A 22,238-nucleotide genomic window follows, 5' to 3' on the forward strand; every position below is an offset into this window, starting at 1 on the left:
TCAGTGTGCTCCTGCACTGCCTTCGCTTTTGACGGGCGACAGCAGCCAACAAAATGGAATCAAAATCAGGGCGACAATACTTAAGCCTGAAAAGACGTCGATATAAGCCAGAATGCGTGACTGGACAATCATCTCTTTATAGAGCTGGCCGGTTGCCAGCGTCACGGGATCGCCCACCGCCGACGTAAAGTCGCGAATCGCCTGCGCCCAGTGCTGAACGGTAATGTTAAATTGTTCATTTAACGGCGTCATGTTGTGCACCATGTGGGCCGAACGCGCCTGCTCCCGCTCCGTAATTGCCGCCGTGGATAACGAGATGCCAATCGAACCCGCAACGTTACGGAACATCGTAAATAATGCTGATGCATCCGCGTTCAGGCGTTGTGGGATGGTAATGAAGGCAATGGTGGTCAGCGGCACAAACAGGAAGCCCAGGCCAATAGACTGCGCACTGCGCATCATGACCAGCGTGGAGAAATCGACATTGGGCGTTAACGTGGACGAGTAGAAAAACGCCAGGGCCAGGCAGCTAAAACCAAATGCGATGATATAGCGGGTTTGCACGACCGGCATCAGCTTAAGCACCAGCGGAATCGTCAGCACAATCAGCACGGCTCCGGGTGAAAGCACCAGCCCTGACCAGGTCGCCGTATAACCCAGATCCTGCTGGGCCAGTTGAGGCAGCACGACGGAACTACCATACAGAATCATCGCCATCCCGGCCATGAGCAGGCCCGCAACCCAGAAGTTACGGTCTTTCATTACCAGAATGTCGACTACCGGTTTGCGGGCATACATTAGCCAGTAGACGGCTCCGACAATGCCGACCAGCGCCAGTACCGCGAATAACACAATAAAGTGCGACGCAAACCAGTCCTCATCTTCACCCCGATCCAGCATCACCTGCAGGCAGCCCAGGCCCAGCGTAATTAAACCGATACCGATGTAGTCAATTTTCAGTTTGCCCTTGGCCCACTTGCGCTCCCATGGCGGATCTTCCAGCAGCGGCAAAATGGCCATGATCGTCAGGATACCGACCGGGATATTGATAAAGAACACCCAGCGCCAGCTGTAGTTATCCGTAATCCAGCCGCCCAGCGTCGGGCCGATAACAGGCGCCACGATAATCGCAATCGAGGAAAGGCCAAACGCTTTGCCCCGATCCTCAGGTTTAAAGTAGTCGAGCAGCACCGACTGCTGCACAGGCTGCAGGCCGCCGCCGAAAAACCCTTGCAGGACGCGGAACAGAATGATCTGCCAGAGTTCGGTGGCAATACCACACAGGAATGAGCAGATCGTGAACATGACGATACAGATTAAGAAAAACTGTTTACGGCCAAATAAACGACTGAAGAAGGCAGAGATGGGCAGCACAATGCCGTTCGCCACGAGGTACGAGGTCAGCACCCAGGTGGATTCATCGTAACTGGATGAGAGCGAACCGGCGATATGTGGCAGGGCCACGTTCACGATGGTGGTATCCAGGATTTCCATAAATACCGCCAGCGTTACCGTAATGGCCACGAGCCACGGATTACTGGCGGGTTTCCAGCTCTGCGATTCACTCATTCCACGGTTACCTTCGGTTCAACCGATAAGCCCAGTGGCAGTGGACGGTTAGGATCCAGTCCTTTATCAATCACAATTTTGACCGGCACGCGCTGAACGATTTTCACGTAGTTGCCCGTGGCATTCTCCGCCGGGAAGGTCGAAAAGCGCGAACCGGTGCCCATCTGGATACTGTCGACGTGGCCTTCAAGTTTCATGTCAGGCCAGGCATCCACGCTGATGGTTACCTTGTCGCCGGGATTCATTCGCTCCAGCTGTGACTCTTTAAAGTTGGCGGTGATCCAGATATCCGGGGAAACCAGTGAGAACAAGGCGCTGCCCGCCTGAACCAACGTTCCCAACTGGACATTTCGCTTAGTCACAAACCCGTCGTAAGGAGCACGAACCTGGGTGTAAGACAGATTCAGCTCGGCCACATTCAGTTGGGCTTTTGCCTGCTCGACCTGTTCCTGACGCGCTTCAACATTGGTTTCCTGCTGACGGATTTGCAGGGCCACCTGCGAGGCGACTTCCAACTGAGCTTTGGCGCTTTGCAGTTGTGCCTGCGCGGAGCGTAACTGCGCCGAGGCTGAATCAATATTGCGTTGACTGGTGGCGCGGGGATCGACGCCGCGCTGACGACGGTAATCCGCCTGCGCATTCAGGTAGTTGGCCTCGGCTTTGGCCTGATCGGCCAGCGCCTGGTCGCGTTGCGCCGGGTACTGAACGCGCGACAGTGCCAGTTGCGCCTGAGCCTGGTGCAACTGTGCCATGGCCAGGCCAAGCTGTGCTTTTGCCTGCGCGCGCTGGGCTTCGTTATCGCTGGGATCGATTTCCACCAGCAGATCGCCCTTCTTCACGCGCTGGTTGTCTTTCACCAGCAATTTTACGACGTAACCCGAGGCTTTCGCTGCGATAGTCACTGCGTTGCCTTCGGTAAACGCATCGTCAGTCGTTTCTTCATTACGGGTGGTAAACCAGAAAAAGAACGCCACGATCAACATCACCACGACGACGACCGCCAAAATAATTAACGGCTTTTTGCCGGGACGCTTACGCGGTTTCTCGTCGTTATCGCTTTGGCTATCGTGTTCTGGGCTGTTTTTATCGGGCGCGTTTTCTGTATCTTTCTGGTGTGGGTCACGGTTGTTGTTGTTCTCGCTCATAGTGTCCGTCGCTGGCTAAGGCCCTCAGTCCTGGGCGTAGAAAGTCAACTAAACATTAGATCGAAAACTGACAAAATCCAGTACAACTTTACTTAACTTGAGAAAGTCCGCACGTCCTGCCACGAGGGCAGGACAGGTTCGCGTCAGGCAACCAGTTTGAGCAACAGCCAGCCGGTCAGCATTGACCATGCGAGTAAGGGAACGGAGAACAGATGGAAGCGCCACCAGATGGCACGATCTTTCGCCATGCGCAGCGCAATCAGGTTGGCAAGCGAACCCGGTAGCAGGCCAAACCCACCGATATTGACCGCCCAGGCAAGGACGTCTGAAGGCGGCACTTTCTGCAAAAGCAGGATCGTGGCAGGCACATTACTGATTACCTGTGACAAGCCAATCGCCAACAGGTAAAGCTCCCCTTTGGCAAGATGGGCAATCGCATCAAAATGGGCCTGCACAACAGGCAAGCGTGTCAGCAAGAACACGTCCAGGAACATGACGATGAAGACCACCAGCAGGCTCCAGTCGATATTCAGCAATACCTGGCGCGCCATAATAAAAAAGCAGACAAGAATCAGCAGTAGCGCCCAGCCGGTCAGGTGCCACTCCAGCGCGGCGATAAACAAGACGTAAAGCGCCAGACTGACGGCAAACAGTGGCTTCTGCCAGCTGTGCTGTTCTGCGTTCTCATGTTTTTCAATCGCGCGTTTGGCAAAACTAAACCAAGTGACGACCAGCAGGCTTAACAGCAGCCAGACGGCCAGCGGCGTCATTTGCCAGATAAAACCGACTACACTCAGCGAGCCGTGGCTCCACAGCAAAATATTCTGCGGATTGCCCACCGGCGTCAGCAACGAACCGGCATTTACGGCCAGCGCTTCGAAGATGATTAAGCGGGAAATCGGTAAATGGGAAAACTTGCGCAATGTCAGCGTCAGCGGCACCAGAATAAACAGGGCCACATCGTTGGTTAAGAAGGTCGAGAGCACCGCCGCCGCCAGCACCATAAACAGGGCCAGCGTGCGCTCATGCTTAAACCCCGCAATTAACCGACCGCCCAGAACATCAAAATACCCACTGGTTTCTAACCCCTTGGTGAGGATAAGCAGTCCACTCAGGGTGATGATGGTGTGCCAGTCCACTGCGGCAGGCAGATCCGCCCAGTGGTAATGAGCAAGAAACAGCAGAACAACCCCAACAACGACTAACAAGTGCAATATATAGTCATGCAGAAATGAGCGAAGCACAATGGGCATGATGTCCGGCGCCTTAACTGAGGATTAATTGTTTTGGTAAAATTTCTGGAATACGGCCAGGGTTTCATCACTGACGTGATGTTCGATGCCTTCAGAATCGCGGCGTGCCGTTTCCGGACTAATGCCAAGCGCTAACAGGAAGGTTTCAACGATGTGATGGCGGGCGCGGCTCTCTTCAGCCAGCTTTTCCCCTTCACGCGTCAAAAAGACGCCGCGATAAGGCACCTGCTCGACCAGGCCGGCAGTTCCTAACCGCTTTAACATTTTGGCGACGGTCGGTTGCGAAACCCCCAAACGCGCGGCCATGTCGACCTGGCGCGCCTCGCCAAACTCACCAATCAAATCAGAGATTAGCTCAACATAGTCATCAATCAGTTCACGACGATGCGCTTCGCGCACCTGCCGAAAACCTTCGACATGCTCTTCAATATCTTTTAGTGGTCCTTGCGGGGCAGAAACCACGCTTTTGGCACGACGACTCATTCAGCTTCCTCTTTATTTTTTCCACACCAGCCCTTCCGTGTGGATTTAGCTGCGCTCATTGTAAACCAGGCGCAAATAAGCTCAAATTTTTCGTCGTTAGCCTTGGCTAAACGGTATAGCCAGTGCTATATTTGTCGATAATGTAAACAGAGTGATGCATTAAAGCACGATCTCTGCTTACCGTTGCGTTAAATTTTATGGGAGGTGATGCTATGAGCACTCTGAAAAGCTGTATCGACTGCAGCAAATGCTTCCAGGCCGAAAAAACAACATCAGGAAAATCCTGGTGGTGCCTGCTGACGCGCTCCCCTTTTACGCTGCGCCTCATGCTTATTGAGCGTCTGCTGGGCCAGCAGCCGGAAACGCGCTACTGCCAAAAACTGATCTGGCGCGGCTGAATCCGTTTTCACATTCAGATTCATTACCCACGCGCGGCCTGTTTTCCTTTCCTCGCCGCGCGCCTGCATTGATCCACGCTTCTGTGCCCTGCGCTTAGCGCTGTTCCTGTAAAGGTAAGCGTCAAAATACAGCCGCTGTGTAAGGCGCCCTTCTTTTGTTCTGTGCGGGCCTGGAAAAAAGGCTTCCTGCCAGGGAAGTCCGGGGCGCGGGTTAATGTCAGAACGTAATGCGGCGCGGAGAAGACAGATACAGGGACAGTCGCGGTGGCAAAGACAAAGACAAAGACAAAGACAAAGACAAAGACAAAGACAAAGACAAAGACAAAGGCAGGTTATTAGCGCGGGTTTTTGTTACCAATAAAAACGGCCCTGAAGAGGGCCGTTTTTTTAATCTCGACTAAGCTCGCTTAGAAGCTGTAGCCTACGCCAGCAATCCAGGTGCCAACGTCAACGCTACGGATGCGGCTCTGCTCATAGCCAACGTCCAGTGCAACGTTTTCCATTGGGTTGAACTGCATACCTGCGCCGTAAGAGAAACCGTAGTCGCTGGTGTCAGCTTTGTCGCGTGAAGTGGTGTCGTTAGCCTGGTATTTGCCGTAGCCAACACCAACCACACCATAGATGCTTGCCCAGTCATTCAGACGGAATGCTGGACCACCGGTGATACCGTAGTACTGGCCTTTATTGTAAATGCCGTCTTCGGTACGATCTTTCTCGGTGTAAGTGAATGAGCCGATCCAACCCAGTGGGTTAGAACCGTCTTCATAGCGATATTTCAGGTTGAAGCCGTTTGCTTTGTTAGCAACGCCCTGGTAGTCGCTCTGTGCGTAGCCACCGGTTACGGTGCTCTGTGCCATGGCGGAACCTGTTGCGACTGCTAACACACAGGCTAATGCTGAAAGACATGCAATTTTTTTCATAACCACCTCAAATGTGAAAGTACTTCTCTCCTGACAACGCTAAAAATATAACAAAAAATAGCGAGAAACTCTGCCCGCATTTTGTTGTCTAACACAGTGTTTGGTGTAACAGAAAGTTAATGGAGTTTCCTATGTCATTCATTTTTCTTATAAAAACCGTCATACCCTTGCAATAATGACCCCAAACAAATTTTCATTCTTTAAGTAAATTCCTAAAAAAACCTGACATTAATTTACTTTCCAGCCGGAAAAACTGCTTAAAAAGCAGGCAAACAGACAAAATTAAAATCAGTTTACGTCCCCTTTTTGACCAACATTTCCTTTACACTGGTCATCTTGTTAGCTCATTGATTGGGAAGTATCAACAGGATGTCAGTTTCGCCACTCAAATCGCTCACGCCAGCTTTACTCCCTGTCGTCGTGTTACTTATCTCGATGTTGTCGCTTCAGGGCGGCGCCTCACTGGCAAAAACACTTTTTCCCACCGTGGGTGCCACCGGCATCACCGCATTGCGCCTGGGCTTTGGCACCGTCATCCTTTGCCTTATCTTCAAGCCCTGGCGACTGCGTTTTCGTCCTGAACAGCGCATGCCGCTGATTATTTATGGCTTAGCATTGGGTACAATGAACTTTTTATTTTACCTGTCTATTGGGACGGTACCGCTTGGCATCGCGGTCGGGCTGGAGTTTGTTGGCCCGCTTACGCTTGCGCTGCTCGGCTCACGTCGGCCACTCGATTTTCTTTGGGTCATACTGGCGGTCATTGGGCTGTGGTTTTTACTGCCGTTCAGTACCGGTATTACCTCCGTCGATCCGATAGGTGCACTATTTGCGCTCGGTGCCGGTGTCTGTTGGGCAGTCTATATTCTGTCAGGGCAGCGCGCGGGCGCAGAGCACGGCGCGGCAACGGTCGCCATCGGCTCCCTGATCGCTTCGCTGATTTTTGTTCCCGTAGGGCTGACGTTTGCCGCAAGCGGCATCTGGCAATGGAGCATCGTGCCGGTTGCCATTTTAGTGGCCTTTCTTTCAACGGCGCTTCCCTATTCACTGGAAATGATGGCACTGACCCGTTTACCTGCGCGCATTTTTGGTACGCTGATGAGCCTTGAGCCTGCGGTGGCGGCACTGTCTGGCATGCTTTATCTGAATGAGAGCCTTTCTGGCGTACAGTGTCTGGCGCTGCTGGCGATTATCCTGGCCTCGTCCGGCGCTACTCTGACCATGCGTCCCAGAAAGCGCCAGTTAAATGCAATAGAATTATCTGATAATAAAAAGAAATAACAGGTTTCCGCCTGCTGAAAGGCAGGCTAAATAACAATAACTCTCATGCTGATAATTATTTCAGTTAATGTGTAATAGAAAGTTAATATTTAATACAGGTAAAAATCATTCGATTGAATTTTTATTTAACCTTATGTATTTAAAGTGCTTTATGAAATTTTAATTTTAACAATTTATTAACTATTTCACCCGCGCACCCACGCACGCTAAGGTGAATGCTATTTCATCCATTGATTAAGCCAATCCTGCAAGGCGACAAATCGCTGCTATACTTAGTTTCGTACTTGATTAGGACAACCATTGAAAGAGAGGACTGAAACAATGAGTACCGCTAAACTGGTTAAAACAAAATCTTCTGATCTACTTTATACCCGTAATGACGTGGCAGATGACGAAAAGCGCGCCACCATTGAGGTGCTCAATCGCCTGGTCGTGGAGTTCATCGATCTGTCCCTGATCACTAAGCAAGCGCACTGGAACATGCGCGGCGCGAACTTCATCGGTGTGCACGAAATGCTGGACGGTTTCCGTACCACCATCACCGATCATCAGGACACTATCGCGGAACGCGTGGTGCAACTGGGTGGTGTAGCACTGGGTACCACTCAGGTCGTCAACGATAAAACGCCACTGAAAAGCTATCCGCTTAATATCCACAGCGTACAGGATCATCTGAAAGCGCTGGCCGACCGTTATGCTGTGGTGGCTAACGATACGCGCAAAGCGATTTCTGAAGTGAAAGATGAAGATACCGCCGATATCTTTACCGCGGCTTCTCGTGACCTGGATAAATTCCTGTGGTTCATTGAGTCTAATATCGAATAACGGTCTTACAGGCTATTACCAGGCGGGGAAACCCGCCTTTTTTACGTCTGCGTTACTATAATTTATGACTTTGTTAAAATTTCTGACGCTGCGCCCTTCCCGTTTTCGCCTTCTGATGCACACTACTCCTGCACCACTTTAGCGCTTCGCACTATGATGGATCACCATAATAGTGCATCGGCGCGACAGGTTGCAGAATCGTGTCAGCGATGATCTCCTGATCATTATATTTTTTACATTTTGAAAAGTTGGCATACTTTTTTCATATGATAGCCCGCAAATGATAGCTCGCAAACCCGGGCCCTGTGCCTGGTCGCAATAAGGAAAAATGATGAAATCGCTATTTAACATCTCTGTGGCCGCGTTGGCGCTGGCCTTCTCTCTCTCCACTACCGCAGCAGAAAAGAAACTGATCGTCGCCACCGATACGGCTTTTGTCCCGTTTGAATTCAAACAAGGTGACAAATATGTCGGCTTTGACGTGGATTTATGGGATGCCATTGCGAAGGAACTGAAACTGGATTACACCCTGAAGCCGATGGACTTCAGCGGCATCATCCCTGCCCTTCAGACGCACAACGTCGATGTGGCACTGGCTGGCATTACCATTACTGACGAGCGCAAGAAAGCCATTGAGTTCTCTGATGGCTACTACAAAAGCGGTCTGCTGGTCATGGTGCGTAACAACGAGAAAGACATCAAAGGCATTGACGATCTGAACGGCAAAGTGGTGGCGGTGAAGAGCGGCACAGGTTCCGTAGATTATGCGAAGACGCACATCAAAACGAAAGATCTGCGTCAGTTCCCGAATATCGATAACGCTTACATGGAACTGGGCACCAACCGCGCTGACGCAGTGCTGCACGATACGCCCAATATCCTCTATTTCATCAACACCGCAGGTAAAGGCCGTTTCAAAGCTGTAGGTGATTCTATTGAAGCCCAGCAGTACGGCATTGCGTTCCCGAAAGGCAGTGATGAACTGCGTGAAAAAGTGAACGGGGCGCTGAAAACGCTTAAAGAGAACGGTACCTACAATCAACTCTATAAAAAGTGGTTCGGAACTGAACCGAAATAATCACTGAGCCCGTTTTTTTATTTTTCAGCAGGGACCCTGTCCCTGCTTTTTTCCATCGCAACAACAGCGGAGTTTCACCATGGATTTTGACTGGAGCGTCATCTGGCCAGCCATGCCCGCGCTACTCGAAGGCGCAAAACTGACCTTAATTATTTCCATTATTGGCCTGGTCGGTGGATTGATCATCGGCCTGGTCGCGGGTTTTGCCCGCGCATACGGTGGCTGGCTGAGCAATAATATCGCCCTGGTTTTTATTGAAATCATTCGCGGTACGCCCATCGTCGTGCAGGTTATGTTCATCTATTTTGCCCTGCCTATGGCGTTCCCGGATTTACGCATCGATCCGTTCACCGCCGCGGTGGTAACCATTATGATTAACTCGGGTGCCTATATTGCGGAAATTACCCGCGGTGCGGTCCTGTCCATTAACAAAGGCTTTCGCGAGGCCGGGCTGGCTTTGGGCCTGTCAGGCCGCGAAACCCTGCGCTACGTCATCATGCCGCTGGCGCTGCGTCGTATGCTGCCCCCGCTGGGCAATCAGTGGATTGTCAGCATTAAGGACACCTCGCTGTTTATTGTGATCGGTGTGGCCGAACTGACCCGCCAGGGACAGGAAATTATTGCCGGTAACTTCCGCGCGCTGGAAATCTGGAGCGCAGTGGCCGTTATTTATCTTGTGATTACGTTGGTGTTGAGCTTTGTGCTGCGCCGTATTGAGAAAAGGGTGAAAATCCTGTGATTGAATTTAAAAACGTCTCAAAGCATTTTGGCCAAACCCAGGTGCTGCACAATATCGACCTGAAGATTAATCAGGGTGAAGTCGTCGTGATTATCGGCCCCTCCGGTTCGGGTAAATCGACGCTGCTGCGTTGCATCAACAAGCTGGAAGAGATCACCAGCGGCGAACTGATCGTCGATGGCCTGAACGTTAACGATCCCAAAGTAGACGATCGCCTTATTCGTCAGGAAGCCGGCATGGTGTTTCAGCAGTTCCACCTTTTCCCGCAGATGAGTGCGCTGGATAACGTGGCTTTTGGCCCGATTCGCGTTCGCGGTGCCAGCAAAGAAGACGCACGAAAACTGGCCCATAGCCTGCTGGCGAAAGTGGGCCTGGCCGAGCGCGCCAACCATTTCCCTTCTGAGCTTTCGGGTGGGCAGCAACAGCGCGTGGCGATTGCCCGGGCACTGGCGGTGAAACCCAAAATGATGCTGTTTGATGAGCCCACCTCCGCGCTGGACCCAGAACTGCGTCACGAAGTGCTGAAAGTCATGCAGGATCTGGCTGAAGAAGGTATGACAATGGTTATCGTCACACACGAAGTGGGTTTTGCCCGGAAAGTGGCGTCGCGCCTGATCTTTATTGATAAAGGCCGTATTGCCGAAGACGGCGATCCGGACCGTCTGATCAGTGATCCGCCCAGCGAGCGTCTGCGCGAATTTTTACAGCACGTTTCCTGAGTGCGAACGGGCCGTCAGGCGGCCCGTTTTTCTCTGGCGACGCCACACGATGATGCGGCGAACTGACGTAAGCGCCTGCGTTAGCGGGACAATCGCTGCGCGCGTTGGGCGGCGGACATAAAGCTCCATGCCAGGAACCGGCTCTGCTTCTGCCCCTGCGCCATATTGACCACACGTACCACCTGGGTATCCAGCGCCTTCAGCTGTTTCTCCAGCGCGGGTAAATGCTCTTTGCGCGATACCAGCGATGTAAACCAGACGACCTGCTGAGCCAGACTGGCGCTTTCAGCGATCATTTTCCCGACAAAGCCCTTTTCTCCCCCTTCGCACCACAATTCATTGTGCTGGCCGCCAAAGTTCAGCGGTGCAGCCGGTGCCAGTCCCAGGTTGCGCGTTTTGCGCTGTGAACCGGCCGCCGCCTCTGCCGCAGAAGCGTGAAAAGGCGGATTGCAGATGACCGCATGGAAGTTTTCATTCTTGTTCACCACGCCATTCAGCACCACGGCGGGATTTTTTTGCCGACGCAGGCGGATCAGGCGTTGCATGCCCGGGTTCGCCGCGACAATTTTTGTCGCCGTTTTTAGTGCCTCGTCATCAATATCCGTGCCGGTAAAACGCCAGCCATATTCCGCCGCGCCGATCAGGGGATAAATACAGTTCGCCCCGCAGCCAATATCCAGGATGTCCGCCGGCGGGATCCTGCCCTGGTTGTCCAGTGCCAGTAAATCGGCCAGGTAGTGAAGATAGTCAGCGCGCCCCGGCACGGGCGGGCACAACGAACCAGGCGCCAGTTGCCAGTCAAGGCCGTAGAACCGTTTAAGCAGCGCCTGATTCAACAGCATGACCGCTTCAGGATCGGCAAAGTCCACCGACATGACGCCATAGCCGTTGGGCCGGACTTTTTCTGCCAGCGGCGGGTGCGCTGCCGTCAGCGCGGCAAAATCATATTCACCCTGGTGGCGGTTACGGGCATGGAAAGGGGACGGGCTGGCAGACTTTTTCATACGTTCTCTCATATTTTCAGGCGCGCGTACAATACGCTGTGGCGGGCAGAAAATAAACCGCATTCTCGGACAGAGCGGCCAGCAGGCCGACGTTGCGGACGTGCGAAATCGCGAGGGTACGGCGTCGTTGCAGGAAAGCGAGGTGAGCAAAAAAGCAAAATGCGCCCCGCCAGCAACAATGCTGGCGGGGCGTTAAGTCTGCGGGATTATTTAAAATCGACGCGCATTAAATCCTGAATCGGCATGCCCCGGGTGGTTTCAACACAGCGGTCAATATAGCTGGTGAATCCTGGCGGTGAGCTCATGCCCAGACGCAGTAATTTGTCGTTAGAGAACACTACATTCAGACGGGCGAACTCGCCGTAAAGACGCATTGCGCGCAACATCAGACGTTCGTTGCAGGGTCCGTAGATCTTTTTAAAGTTCTTACGCTCTTTAACGATTTCGCTGAAATCAACCTGCAGATAATTCGATGCCAACGGGGCACTTTTTTCTGCACTGGCAAAAGCCGAATCAATTTCAGAGAAGGTATTACTGCTGCGCTCGCCGGCAGAGATGTGATAAACCATCTCCTTGGTGCAGCCATGATCCATCAGGAACACCAGCGATTTGGCACAGTAGTCTACCGGGATGACATCAACACGGTCATCAAGTGAGCAGAGGAATTTCTCCAGCTTCATGACCATTTTAAACACCCAGAAGATGCTGCCTGACGGCGTGCACCCTTCCTGAGAGTGGCCCACCACAATGGACGGACGCGCGATGACCAGTGGCAGATGCGGCAATTCCTGTTTGATCTTATTTTCGATATACGACTTGGAATAGGTGTAATCGACAATGTGATCTTCGCGTGAAGACAGCACCAGATCTTCTTTTACAATCTCACCGTGATCCGGGGCAGACGACATCGCCGTGCCGACGTGGACGAATTTAACAAATTCAGGCAAGGCTGCCATTCTGGCGGCCAGTTTAAACGTCCCTTCCACGTTGACGCGCCAGATATCGTTATTCTCACCAAATGACGCAATCGCTGCGCAGTTGATAACGTGGCTGATCTGATCGATGCGCGCATCATCCAGGAAAAGCTCCGGGGCCAGCAAATCGCCGACCAGAATCTGATCTGCTGTCAGGCGCGCAATCGCCTGCGCCGAACATGAAAACTTGGTTAAATTATCTTTAACCCTCTCCAGTCCCTGGTTAGCATCGCTGGCTCTGACGAGCAGCAATAACTCAACATCCTGGCGCATCAGCAATTCTGCCACGACTGCACCACCAACGAATCCAGAAGATCCTGTAACAAGAATTTTTTTCATATTCGACCACGAGAACAATTGATGAGATTGCATAATGCCTCAGTTTCGTTAAACAAATACGAAACTTTCATTAGCACAAAATGTATAAAATGATTCCGTTTAACTTTCGTTTACTTTTTAAACACATCTTTTCGCGGATTTCTCATCAAATAAATAATTAATATATTGATATTTAACGTTATTAACGCTGTAGTACAGAACATTCCCTCCTGTCGCTGAACCAGACTAATCTGGTTAACAATGCGCAAAAAAGCGGTGCGGCTCTGACGGTTTAACGCATGGCGGACAGGCCAGGCTAGACTCTGTTTTTATCCAGGAGATGACGATGCATAAACGCTATTCCTATCAGCCCCGCGCCGGACACGGTTTGCCTCACGATCCACTGAATGCCATCATTGGCCCACGTCCAATAGGCTGGATCAGCAGCACCAGCGCCAAAGGCGTGCGCAACCTTGCGCCCTACAGTTTTTTTAACTGTTTCAATTACCAGCCGCCCATTATTGGCTTCGCCAGCAGCGGCTGGAAAGACAGTGTGCAAAACATTGCTGAAACAAAAGAATTTGTCTGGAATCTGGCGACCCGACCGCTGGCGGAGGCCATGAATGAAAGCTCAATTTCTGCCCCAGCCGATCAGGACGAGTTTGCCCTGGCAGGCTTAACCCCTCTGGCCGCCTCGCAGGTCAAGGCCTGTCTGGTACAGGAAAGTCCGGTGAATTTTGAATGCAGGCTGACACAACTGATTCAGTTACAGGATGCCGGCGGGCGCGCCATCGACAGCTGGCTGGTGCTGGGCGAAGCCGTTGCCATCCATATTGACGAAAGCCTGCTGGAAAACGGTATTTATCAGACGGCGAAAGCGGAACCGATTTTACGCGCCGGTGGGCCCAGCGCGTATTATGGCATCAGTGAAGCACAGCGCTTTGACCTGGTGCGGCCCGATGCGCGCCGCAGCTAAGTCAGAGCAGTTCTGCCGAATGCGTTCGTAACGTTTTGACCGCACGGGCGATCTCAGGTGCCAGCCAGTGATCGTCCTGCCAGCGGGTAACGACTTCGCGCCGTTGCCGCCAGGCGCGTCGCGGACCAGTGCGCTTTACTGTGGCATTCCTGCGTCTGACAGGCGGGCGCTACGCATCACGAACGTCGCCGTCAGCCCTTGCCCTGCGCCACAAAGCTGTGTAACAGCGGCTTCAGGACTTTTTTCAGTTCTGCCGCGCGGGCTTCATGCCAGGTAAAGGGCGGTGTCTCGTCCATATAATTGATTTGCGACAGCTCCAGTTGCACCGCCTGGATCTGCCGATCGGGTTGACCGTAAGCGCGCGTAATGTAGCCGCCTTTGAAACGGCCATTGACGACCCAGCTATAGCGATCCTGCGCGCTGCATACCGATGTCAGCCCGTCGATGACGCGTTTGCTGCAACTGGCCCCGTCATTGGTACCAATATTGAGATCCGGCAGGCGACCGTCAAACAGTCGTGGAATTTCACTGGCAATCGAATGAGCGTCAAACAGCAGCGCATAGCCAAATTCCGCTTTCATCTGCGCCAGCGTCTGCTGGATCTGCTGATGATAAGGCTGCCAGATTGTCTGAATATATCCCTGTCGCTGTGCATCCGTGGGGGCTTTGCCCGCAACAAATGTCGGCGTGCCGTCAAACAGGGTTTCCGGAAACAGGCCGGTGGTGGCGGTCGTATAAAGCGGTTGATTGTCTGAGGGACGATTGAGATCGACAACAAAGCGTGAGTAGCGGCCAATGACCAGACTGGCTCCCATATCACGCACAAAATCATAAAGTTGTGGAATGTGCCAGTCCGTATCAGGTAAGTCACGGGCGGCATCGCTGAGCCCGGCTTCAACTTCCGGTGTTAACATCGTGCCGGCATGGGGAATACTGACCAGCAGCGGGATAGTCCCTTGGGTAAAATGAAAAGGTGTCATTGTACTTCTCCGCGGTAGATAACGGTACAGGGCAGTTCACCGCCCAGCCAGTAAACCAGTTCCGCCGGGCGGGCCAGCGGCCAGTGAACAAAACTGGCCACTTTTCCCGCCTCCAGCGAACCATGACTTGCCTCCAGCCCCAGCGCCTTTGCCCCCCACAGGGTCACGCCTGCCAGCGCTTCTTCCGGTGTCATGCCGAACAGGGTGCAGCCCATATTCAGCATCAGGCGCAGCGACAGCGCGGGCGATGTGCCGGGGTTGGCATCACTCGCCAGTGCCATGGGCACACCATAGCGTCGGAACAACGCTACCGGCGGGCGCTGCGTTTCCCGCAGCAGATAAAACGCGCCGGGCAATAACACGGCTACCGTACCCTGTTCTGCCATTGCCTGAACATCCGTTTCCGTTGCATATTCCAGATGATCGGCGGACAGCGCGCCATAACGGGCGGCCAGCGCCGCACCGCCCAAAGAGGAAAGCTGCTCGGCATGCAGTTTCACCGGCATGCCCAGCGCCGTTGCCCGGTCAAATACCCGGGCGACCTGCTGCGGGGTAAACGCCAGATGTTCGCAAAATGCATCCACCGCATCCGCCAGGCCTTCGGCGCTGATCTGAGGTAACAGGCGGTCACAGATGATCGTGATCCAGCCATCGGGATCCTGTTTAAATTCGGGCGGAACCGCATGAGCGGCCAGGCAGGTGGCCTGCACATCCGCAGCCACCTCCTGACTGAGCTGTCGAATGGCACGCAGCATACGTAATTCACTTTCTTCATCCAGACCGTAGCCGGATTTAATCTCGACGGTGGTCACGCCCTCGGCCAGCAAGCGATTCAACCGCCAGCGGGCTGTCGCCACTAACGTTTGTTCACTGGCGTCACGGGTGGCCCGAACGGTAGAAAGGATGCCGCCGCCCTGGGCCGCAATATCGGCATAGCTCACGCCGTTGAGGCGCTGCTCAAACTCCTGACTGCGATCGCCACCAAAAACCAGATGCGTGTGGCAGTCCACTAAACCCGGCGTGATGATCCCGCCCGGCAGACGATGATGTTCACGCGCCTCAAAAGCCGGCATCGCGGCGGCGGGCCCAACCCATACCAGCCTGCCCGCCTTTACTGCCAGCGCACCCTGTTCGATAAGATGATAGTGGCCGCTTTGCATGGTTACCACATCTGCCCCGCTCCACACGCTGTCTACCTGGAGTTTTTCTGCCATTCCCGCCTCACAATGCGCTTGCCGTTTACAGCAAACTTTAAAGTATGTATATGTATATACAACCACATCCCTTGAGGATCAACCATGGCAACTTTTTTTGCGCCACGCGCATGGCTGGCCGGAGGCTGGCATAAACAGGTGCGTATCAGCGTCAACGCGGCGGGCATGATTGATGCGATTACGCCCGACGGTGATGACAGGGAAGCGACACGTTTAGCCGGTAACGTGATTCCCGCTATTGCGAATTTGCATTCACATGCTTTTCAACGTGCCATGGCCGGTCTGGCTGAAGTGGCGGGCGATCCGCAGGACAGCTTCTGGACCTGGCGCGATCGGATGTATCGCATGGTGCAGCGTCTGACGCCCGGGCAGGTAGGTGATATCGCCGCCCTGCTGTATATCGATATGCTAAAAGGCGGCTATTGCCAGGTCGCAGAATTTCATTATCTGCATCACGATATTGACGGTAAACCTTATGCGGACGATGCCATGCTGCGACAGCTTATTGCGGCGGCAGAGACGGCAGGCATAGGTCAGACGTTGCTACCGGTGCTTTACAGCTACAGCGGTTTTGGCGCTCAGCCGCCGGTGCCGGGACAAAAGCGCTTTATTCAGCAGACCGACAGCTATCTGCAACAGCAGGTACGTCTTCAGACATGGATAAAAGATAAACCCCTGCACAACGCAGGCCTCTGCTTTCACTCACTGCGCGCAGTCAGTGAAGCGCAAATGCATGCCGTGCTCAGCGCCAGCGAGACCACGTTACCCATCCATATTCACATCGCCGAGCAGGAGAAGGAGGTCAATGACAGTCTGGCCTGGAGCGGCGAGCGTCCGGTGAGCTGGCTGATGACGCGTTTCGATGTCGATGCACGCTGGTGCCTGATTCATGCAACGCATCTTGATGACAGCGAAGTGACGCGCCTTGCCGCCAGCGGAGCGGTTGCCGGGCTCTGCCCGACTACGGAAGCCAACCTCGGTGACGGTATTTTTCCCGCCGTGGACTATATCGCCCAGGGCGGACGCTGGGGCATTGGCTCCGACAGTCATGTTTCGCTCAGTGTTCAGGAGGAGTTGCGCTGGCTTGAATATGCCCAACGCCTGCGCGACCATCGTCGCAATCGCATCACGCTGCCCGACCAGCCCTCAGTCGGCGATCTGCTGTGGCAACAGGCCGCGGCGGGCGGTGCCCAGGCCTGCGGAATAAAGAGTGGGGCGCTGGCCGTCGGGCAACGCGCCGACTGGCTGGTATTACGCGATGACGCCTGGCTGGGCAGTGTGGATGAGTCTGCCCTGCTCAATCGCTGGCTGTTTGCTGGCCAGCGCGAGCAGATTCGCGACGTGTATGTGGCGGGTAACCGGGTGATCAGCGATGGCCATCATGCAGAAGAAGAAGCCTGTGCAGCCCGTTTCGCGCAGGCAATGGCAGCGTTGCGATGAGAAGCGTTTTTTCTTTAGACAGCTTACCCGTCAGTCGCTGGCGCAACGGCGGTGGCGAAACACGTGAAATTATCGGCTATCCGCCCGGGGCAAGCGACTTCGCCTGGCGCGCCAGTATTGCCACCATCGCCAGCGACGGGCCCTTCTCGGCGTTTACCGGTGTCGATCGCATTATCACTCTGCTAAACGGCAGCCCTGTTCTGCTGCGTGGCGAGAACGTCGCGCATCGCCTGTTGCCGGAAAGGCCCTGGGCTTTTGCGGGGGAGCAGGCACTTGAGGCTCAGTTGCAGGGTAAAGCGCCCAGTCAGGATTTTAACATCATGACACGACGAGGCGAATGGCGGGCACAGGCTGACGTCGTCACCGACTCCGTCAGCAGCGAGCACGGTGTGGCCTGGGTGCTGGCAGGAGAATGGCGCATCGTGAACGATGCGCCATTAGCGGAGCAGCAGGGCGTCTGGTGGGTCGATCATCCCACCCGACTGCAGCCGGACAGCCAGGATGCGAGGTTACTGTTTATTCGTCTTACCCGTGCCCTTTAAAGCGCCCCAGCAGCTTGTAACGCGAGCCGGGATAGAGTAAACGCGCATAGGTCACAATCTTGTTATCGCTCCAGGTCTGGCGACGGATGAGCAGACAAGGCTCGTGCTCATCAATCGCCAGATATTTACGCTGTCGCGCATCCGGCATCACCGCCTCAACGATATGTTCACCCGCCGTCAACGGTGCCGCGCGCATCAGGTACGTATAAGGCGTGAGCGTGTGGTAATCCTGGGCCAGGTAATCCGGGGCCAGTTGTGGATTCACCAGCCGATCTTCCAGCTGCACCGGCATGTCATTTTCATAATGCACAATCAGAGAATGAAACAGCGTTTGTCCGGTTGTCAGGCCCAGAACGGAAGCCTGCTCCGGATCGGCTTTATTCTGACCAATGGTGAGAATTTTGCAGCTGTGCTGATGACCCCGCTGCGCAATTTCATCCGCGATGTTGTGCACCTCAAGCATGGCTGTATAGCCTTTCATCTCCGCGACAAACGTACCAACGCCTTGCATACGTACCAGAAATCCTTCGCTGGTTAATTCCCGCAATGCCCGGTTAATCGTCATACGACTTACGCCAAGCTCATTCACCAGCTCGCTTTCTGAAGGCACCCGTTGGTTAGCTTTCCAGTGGCCTTCACGAATCTGGCTGATGATCGCCTGTTTAACCCGTTGATAGATGGGTGCGGGTTCGTCACTCATGGCCGCTGCCAGTTGTGCAATTGCCGTGTGCTCGGCCATATCGTATTCCTTAAGCTGATAATGCCCAAAGTTTACTGCCTGACGGGCTGGATGTATATACATTCCAGCCCGAGATCGGCACGTAAACCGTGCACCTGTTGCCTTACAGCGGTGCAGGAAACCCGCCTGCTGCCCACGTTAGCCCTCTGTTAATGCCTGATCAATTTTGTGATCGGTCTGGCATGCCGATTGCAACTTGTATAGACAAGAATAGACAGTTATGTTTCACTCGCGTTATTCCGCTATTCGGGTCAACAGAACGGCCAGAGAATAAGCCAACCCTTGTATAGACAGGAGCAAAGTATGTCAGGTTCGTCTCAGGGATTACGTCTGGTGCCAGGCAAGGTCGATCTCGCGATGTTGCGCGCAATATATCAAGGCAACGTCACACTCAGCCTTGATGACGGCGCTCGCCGCGCCATCACTGAAGCGCAACAAACCGTTGAAGCGATTGTGGCCTCCGGTAGCGTGGTGTACGGCATCAATACCGGTTTCGGTAAACTGGCGCAGACTCAAATCCCCGCCAGCCGTCTTGCCGATCTGCAGCGAAACCTGGTGCTGTCTCACAGCGTCGGCCTGGGGGAACTTCTGCCCGATAACGTGACGCGCCTGGTGGTCGCCAGCAAAATCATCAGCCTTTCCCGTGGTCATTCTGGCGTGCGGATTGAACTGGTGGAGGCGTTGCTGGCCCTGTTCAATGCGGGCGTGATGCCGTGCATTCCCGCCAAAGGATCGGTGGGGGCCTCTGGCGATCTGGCCCCACTGGCGCACATGTCGCTGATGCTGCTAGGTGAAGGTGAAGTACGGGTCAACGGTAAACACATTCCGGCGACGGAAGGTCTGGCAAAAGTGGGCCTGACGCCGTTTGTGCTGGGTCCCAAAGAAGGGCTGGCCTTACTCAACGGTACCCAGGTATCGACTGCGCTGGCCCTGCGCGGCCTGTTCGAAGCGGAAAATCTGTTTGCCGCAGGCTTAATGGCGGGCGCGCTGTCGCTGGAAGCGATTAAAGGCTCATTAAAACCGTTCGACGCGCGTATTCATCAGGCGCGTGGCCAGCATGGCCAGATTGCCGTGGCGGCCGCCGTCACCGCCCTGATTGAAGGCAGCGAGATCCTGGGTTCTCATACCCATTGTGGGCGCGTGCAGGATCCCTACTCCGTCCGCTGCGTCCCCCAGGTCATGGGAGCGTGCCTGGATAACCTCAGCCATGCCGCCCGCATCCTGCAGATTGAAGCCAACGCCGCGTCCGATAACCCGCTGGTGTTCACCGAAACCGGTGATGTGATCTCCGGTGGCAACTTCCATGCTGAACCCGTGGCTTTTGCCGCAGACATTATTGCCCTGGCCGTCGCCGAAGTGGGCGCCATCTCTGAACGTCGACTGGCCCTGCTGCTGGATACCGGTTTGTCCGGTCTGCCCCCTTTCCTGGTCCGCGACGGCGGCGTGAACTCCGGTTTTATGATTGCTCAGGTCACCGCGGCGGCGCTCGCCTCCGAAAATAAATCGCTGGCGCATCCCGGCAGCGTCGACAGTTTGCCTACCTCGGCTAATCAGGAAGATCACGTGTCGATGGCCACCTATGCCGCCCGCCGACTGGGCGACATGTGCTTTAACAGCGCGGCGGTAGTCGGCATTGAAGCCATGGCAGCGGCCCAGGGCATTGAGTTTCATCGTCCCCTGCAAAGTTCTGCACTGATAGAACAGGCCATTGGCACGATCCGCGAACGCGTCGCCTTCCTTGAGGAAGACCGCCTGCTGGCACCGGACATCGAAGCGATGCGCCAGTGGGCAAGCCGCTGCGACTGGCCGCAGGCACTCACCGCATTGTTACCCAGCATGGGCACCCATTCAGTTGAATAAGGAATCCGTCATGAGCGAAACCCTGGCAAAAGTGGTAGCACGCGAGATTCGTGCGCCGCGTGGAAATACACTGCACTGCGCAAACTGGTTGATTGAAGCGGCCTACCGCATGATTCAGAACAACCTCGATCCCGATGTGGCAGAGCGCCCGGAGGATCTGGTGGTCTATGGCGGGATTGGTAAAGCCGCGCGTAACTGGGCATGCTTTGAGCAAATTTTACGTTCGCTACAAGTGCTGCAACCCGACGAAACCCTGCTGATCCAGTCGGGCAAGCCGGTTGGCGTGTTTCGCACCCATGCGGATGCGCCACGCGTACTGCTGGCTAATTCCAATCTGGTGCCGCACTGGGCCAACTGGGATCACTTCCATGAACTCGATAAGGCCGGGCTGATGATGTACGGCCAGATGACCGCCGGTTCCTGGATTTACATCGGTGCGCAGGGGATTGTACAGGGCACCTACGAGACGTTTGTCGAGGCCGGACGTCAGCATTACAACAATGATTTAAGTGGACGCTGGATCCTGACGGCCGGATTAGGCGGCATGGGCGGTGCCCAACCGCTGGCCGGCGTGCTGGCCGGGGCCTGCGTGCTGGCCATTGAATGTCAGGAATCGCGTATCGATTTCCGTTTACGCACCCGCTATGTCGATCACAAAGCCACCTCGCTGGATGAAGCCCTGACGTTAATCCACGCGGCCACGCAGGCGAAAAAGGCAATCTCCGTGGGTCTGTTAGGCAACGCGGCAGAAATCCTGCCGGAGCTGGTGAAACGCGCCAAAGCCGGTGGGCCGAAGCCGGACATCGTGACCGATCAAACCTCGGCGCACGATCCCGTCAACGGCTATCTGCCGATTGACTGGGATGTGTCGCGCTGGGAGCAGGAACGTAAGGCGAATCCTAAAGCCGTAGAAAAAGCCGCCCGCGCCTCCATGGCGGTGCATGTGCAGGCGATGCTCGACTTTTGTCACATGGGCATCCCTACTGTGGATTATGGCAACAATATCCGCCAGGTCGCGCTGGATGAAGGTGTCAGCAACGCGTTTGATTTCCCCGGTTTTGTGCCCGCCTATATCCGTCCCCTGTTTTGCGAGGGCAAAGGACCGTTTCGCTGGGTGGCCCTGTCTGGCGATCCGGAGGATATCTATAAAACGGACGCTAAACTCAAAGCGCTCTTCCCTGAACATAAAACGCTGCATCGCTGGCTGGATATGGCGCAGGAACGCATCGCTTTCCAGGGGTTACCGGCACGTATCTGCTGGCTGGGGCTGGGCGAACGCCATCTTGCGGCGCTGGCCTTTAATGACATGGTGCGCACCGGCGAGTTGAAAGCGCCGATAGTCATTGGCCGCGATCATCTCGACTGCGGTTCCGTCGCTTCGCCCAACCGTGAAACCGAAGCGATGAAAGACGGTTCGGACGCGGTCTCTGACTGGCCATTACTGAACGCCCTGCTTAACACGGCGGGCGGTGCGACCTGGGTCAGTCTGCACCACGGCGGCGGTGTGGGCATGGGCTTCTCTCAGCACGCCGGCGTGGTGATTGTGTGTGACGGCAGTGAAGCAGCAGATGCGCGTCTGGGCCGCGTGCTGTGGAACGATCCCGCCACTGGCGTGATGCGCCATGCCGATGCCGGCTATGAACTGGCGCAGACCTGTGCCCAAAAGCACGGACTGAACTTACCGATGCAATAACGGTATCAAAACGCGCGGTTCCGGCGAGCACCATGCCGGAACCGCACAGCCCCAGCCTGCTGTCACATCGAGCCACGTCAGACGGTAA

General features: G+C 54.6%; 22 protein-coding genes. 12 read left to right on the top strand and 10 right to left on the bottom strand.

The features are described 5' to 3' along the window. The 4 genes from GC087_RS15795 to mntR form a co-directional block, all read right to left on the bottom strand. Window positions 1–1,569 carry a DHA2 family efflux MFS transporter permease subunit gene (locus GC087_RS15795; protein WP_033737679.1) on the bottom strand — a complete coding sequence of 523 codons (1,569 nt, stop codon included), beginning with the start codon at window positions 1,567–1,569 and terminating at the stop codon, window positions 1–3. After that, entirely contained in the window at window positions 1,566–2,714 is a 1,149-nt protein-coding gene (locus GC087_RS15800; RefSeq protein WP_324028687.1) for an HlyD family secretion protein, read from the bottom strand. The genes GC087_RS15795 and GC087_RS15800 overlap by 4 nt, the downstream gene beginning before the upstream one ends. A gap of 143 nt (window positions 2,715–2,857) precedes the next feature. Continuing rightward, a complete protein-coding gene (locus GC087_RS15805; protein WP_324028688.1) occupies window positions 2,858–3,967 on the bottom strand; it encodes an SLC13 family permease in 1,110 nt (369 codons plus the stop codon). Window positions 3,968–3,991: 24 nt separating this feature from the next. Beyond that, the gene (mntR, locus tag GC087_RS15810) at window positions 3,992–4,450 is read right to left on the bottom strand and encodes a manganese-binding transcriptional regulator MntR (protein WP_033737682.1); all 459 of its coding nucleotides are present in this window, start codon (window positions 4,448–4,450) and stop codon (window positions 3,992–3,994) included. Between the two features lie 212 nt (window positions 4,451–4,662). Here mntR and GC087_RS15815 point away from each other — a divergent pair, with 212 nt between their 5' ends. Next, the gene (locus GC087_RS15815; protein WP_033737683.1) at window positions 4,663–4,848 is read left to right on the top strand and encodes a hypothetical protein; all 186 of its coding nucleotides are present in this window, start codon (window positions 4,663–4,665) and stop codon (window positions 4,846–4,848) included. A 227-nt stretch (window positions 4,849–5,075) separates the two neighbouring features. Beyond that, window positions 5,076–5,249 carry a hypothetical protein gene (locus GC087_RS15820; protein ID WP_324028689.1) on the top strand — a complete coding sequence of 58 codons (174 nt, stop codon included), beginning with the start codon at window positions 5,076–5,078 and terminating at the stop codon, window positions 5,247–5,249. A gap of 6 nt (window positions 5,250–5,255) precedes the next feature. On the opposite strand, the gene ompX is transcribed toward GC087_RS15820, so the two are convergent. After that, complete coding sequence (ompX, locus tag GC087_RS15825; RefSeq protein ID WP_033737684.1) at window positions 5,256–5,768, bottom strand: outer membrane protein OmpX; 513 nt, start codon at window positions 5,766–5,768, stop codon at window positions 5,256–5,258. 369 nt (window positions 5,769–6,137) lie between these two features. Between ompX and rhtA the strand changes: the two genes are divergently transcribed. From rhtA to glnQ, 5 genes are all read left to right on the top strand, one after another. Beyond that, complete coding sequence (gene rhtA, locus GC087_RS15830; RefSeq protein ID WP_324028690.1) at window positions 6,138–7,049, top strand: threonine/homoserine exporter RhtA; 912 nt, start codon at window positions 6,138–6,140, stop codon at window positions 7,047–7,049. Between the two features lie 321 nt (window positions 7,050–7,370). After that, window positions 7,371–7,874, top strand: coding sequence for a DNA starvation/stationary phase protection protein Dps (dps, locus tag GC087_RS15835; protein WP_033737686.1), 504 nt, complete (start codon window positions 7,371–7,373; stop codon window positions 7,872–7,874). 331 nt (window positions 7,875–8,205) lie between these two features. After that, complete coding sequence (gene glnH, locus GC087_RS15840; RefSeq protein WP_205952901.1) at window positions 8,206–8,952, top strand: glutamine ABC transporter substrate-binding protein GlnH; 747 nt, start codon at window positions 8,206–8,208, stop codon at window positions 8,950–8,952. A gap of 79 nt (window positions 8,953–9,031) precedes the next feature. Beyond that, window positions 9,032–9,691 (top strand): glutamine ABC transporter permease GlnP, encoded by a 660-nt coding sequence (gene glnP, locus GC087_RS15845; protein ID WP_033737688.1) that lies wholly within the window; start codon window positions 9,032–9,034, stop codon window positions 9,689–9,691. After that, window positions 9,688–10,410: a glutamine ABC transporter ATP-binding protein GlnQ gene (gene glnQ / locus GC087_RS15850; RefSeq protein WP_039341430.1), complete on the top strand. Its 723-nt coding sequence runs from the start codon at window positions 9,688–9,690 to the stop codon at window positions 10,408–10,410. The genes glnP and glnQ overlap by 4 nt, the downstream gene beginning before the upstream one ends. A gap of 80 nt (window positions 10,411–10,490) precedes the next feature. Here glnQ and rlmF read toward each other — a convergent pair whose 3' ends face one another. Then, on the bottom strand, window positions 10,491–11,414 hold the full coding sequence (rlmF, locus tag GC087_RS15855; RefSeq protein ID WP_324028691.1) for a 23S rRNA (adenine(1618)-N(6))-methyltransferase RlmF: 924 nt from the start codon (window positions 11,412–11,414) through the stop codon (window positions 10,491–10,493). 206 nt (window positions 11,415–11,620) lie between these two features. Then, complete coding sequence (locus GC087_RS15860; RefSeq protein ID WP_324028692.1) at window positions 11,621–12,727, bottom strand: SDR family oxidoreductase; 1,107 nt, start codon at window positions 12,725–12,727, stop codon at window positions 11,621–11,623. Window positions 12,728–13,052: 325 nt separating this feature from the next. Here GC087_RS15860 and GC087_RS15865 point away from each other — a divergent pair, with 325 nt between their 5' ends. Further along, window positions 13,053–13,682, top strand: a complete 630-nt coding sequence (locus tag GC087_RS15865; RefSeq protein ID WP_375093134.1) for a flavin reductase family protein — start codon at window positions 13,053–13,055, stop codon at window positions 13,680–13,682. 191 nt (window positions 13,683–13,873) lie between these two features. Here GC087_RS15865 and hutG read toward each other — a convergent pair whose 3' ends face one another. Next, a complete protein-coding gene (gene hutG, locus GC087_RS15870) occupies window positions 13,874–14,662 on the bottom strand; it encodes an N-formylglutamate deformylase (protein ID WP_033737692.1) in 789 nt (262 codons plus the stop codon). Then, entirely contained in the window at window positions 14,659–15,876 is a 1,218-nt protein-coding gene (hutI, locus tag GC087_RS15875; RefSeq protein WP_054634266.1) for an imidazolonepropionase, read from the bottom strand. The genes hutG and hutI overlap by 4 nt, the downstream gene beginning before the upstream one ends. An 84-nt stretch (window positions 15,877–15,960) precedes the next feature. Here hutI and GC087_RS15880 point away from each other — a divergent pair, with 84 nt between their 5' ends. After that, entirely contained in the window at window positions 15,961–17,316 is a 1,356-nt protein-coding gene (locus tag GC087_RS15880; RefSeq protein ID WP_324028693.1) for a formimidoylglutamate deiminase, read from the top strand. Then, window positions 17,313–17,858, top strand: coding sequence for a HutD/Ves family protein (locus GC087_RS15885; RefSeq protein ID WP_324028694.1), 546 nt, complete (start codon window positions 17,313–17,315; stop codon window positions 17,856–17,858). Before GC087_RS15880 ends, GC087_RS15885 begins: the two co-directional genes overlap by 4 nt. Here GC087_RS15885 and hutC read toward each other — a convergent pair. Further along, complete coding sequence (gene hutC / locus GC087_RS15890) at window positions 17,842–18,597, bottom strand: histidine utilization transcriptional repressor HutC (RefSeq protein ID WP_039341448.1); 756 nt, start codon at window positions 18,595–18,597, stop codon at window positions 17,842–17,844. The genes GC087_RS15885 and hutC overlap by 17 nt on opposite strands. Window positions 18,598–18,900: 303 nt before the next feature. Between hutC and hutH the strand changes: the two genes are divergently transcribed. Together hutH and hutU are read left to right on the top strand one after the other, a co-directional pair. Continuing rightward, complete coding sequence (gene hutH, locus GC087_RS15895; RefSeq protein ID WP_185199729.1) at window positions 18,901–20,457, top strand: histidine ammonia-lyase; 1,557 nt, start codon at window positions 18,901–18,903, stop codon at window positions 20,455–20,457. Window positions 20,458–20,467: 10 nt separating this feature from the next. Continuing rightward, complete coding sequence (gene hutU, locus GC087_RS15900) at window positions 20,468–22,150, top strand: urocanate hydratase (protein WP_006118568.1); 1,683 nt, start codon at window positions 20,468–20,470, stop codon at window positions 22,148–22,150. Window positions 22,151–22,238 lie beyond the last annotated feature (88 nt).

Origin of the sequence: Pantoea sp. JZ2 (assembly GCF_035191405.1) — a bacterium.
GTDB lineage: Bacteria > Pseudomonadota > Gammaproteobacteria > Enterobacterales > Enterobacteriaceae > Pantoea > Pantoea stewartii.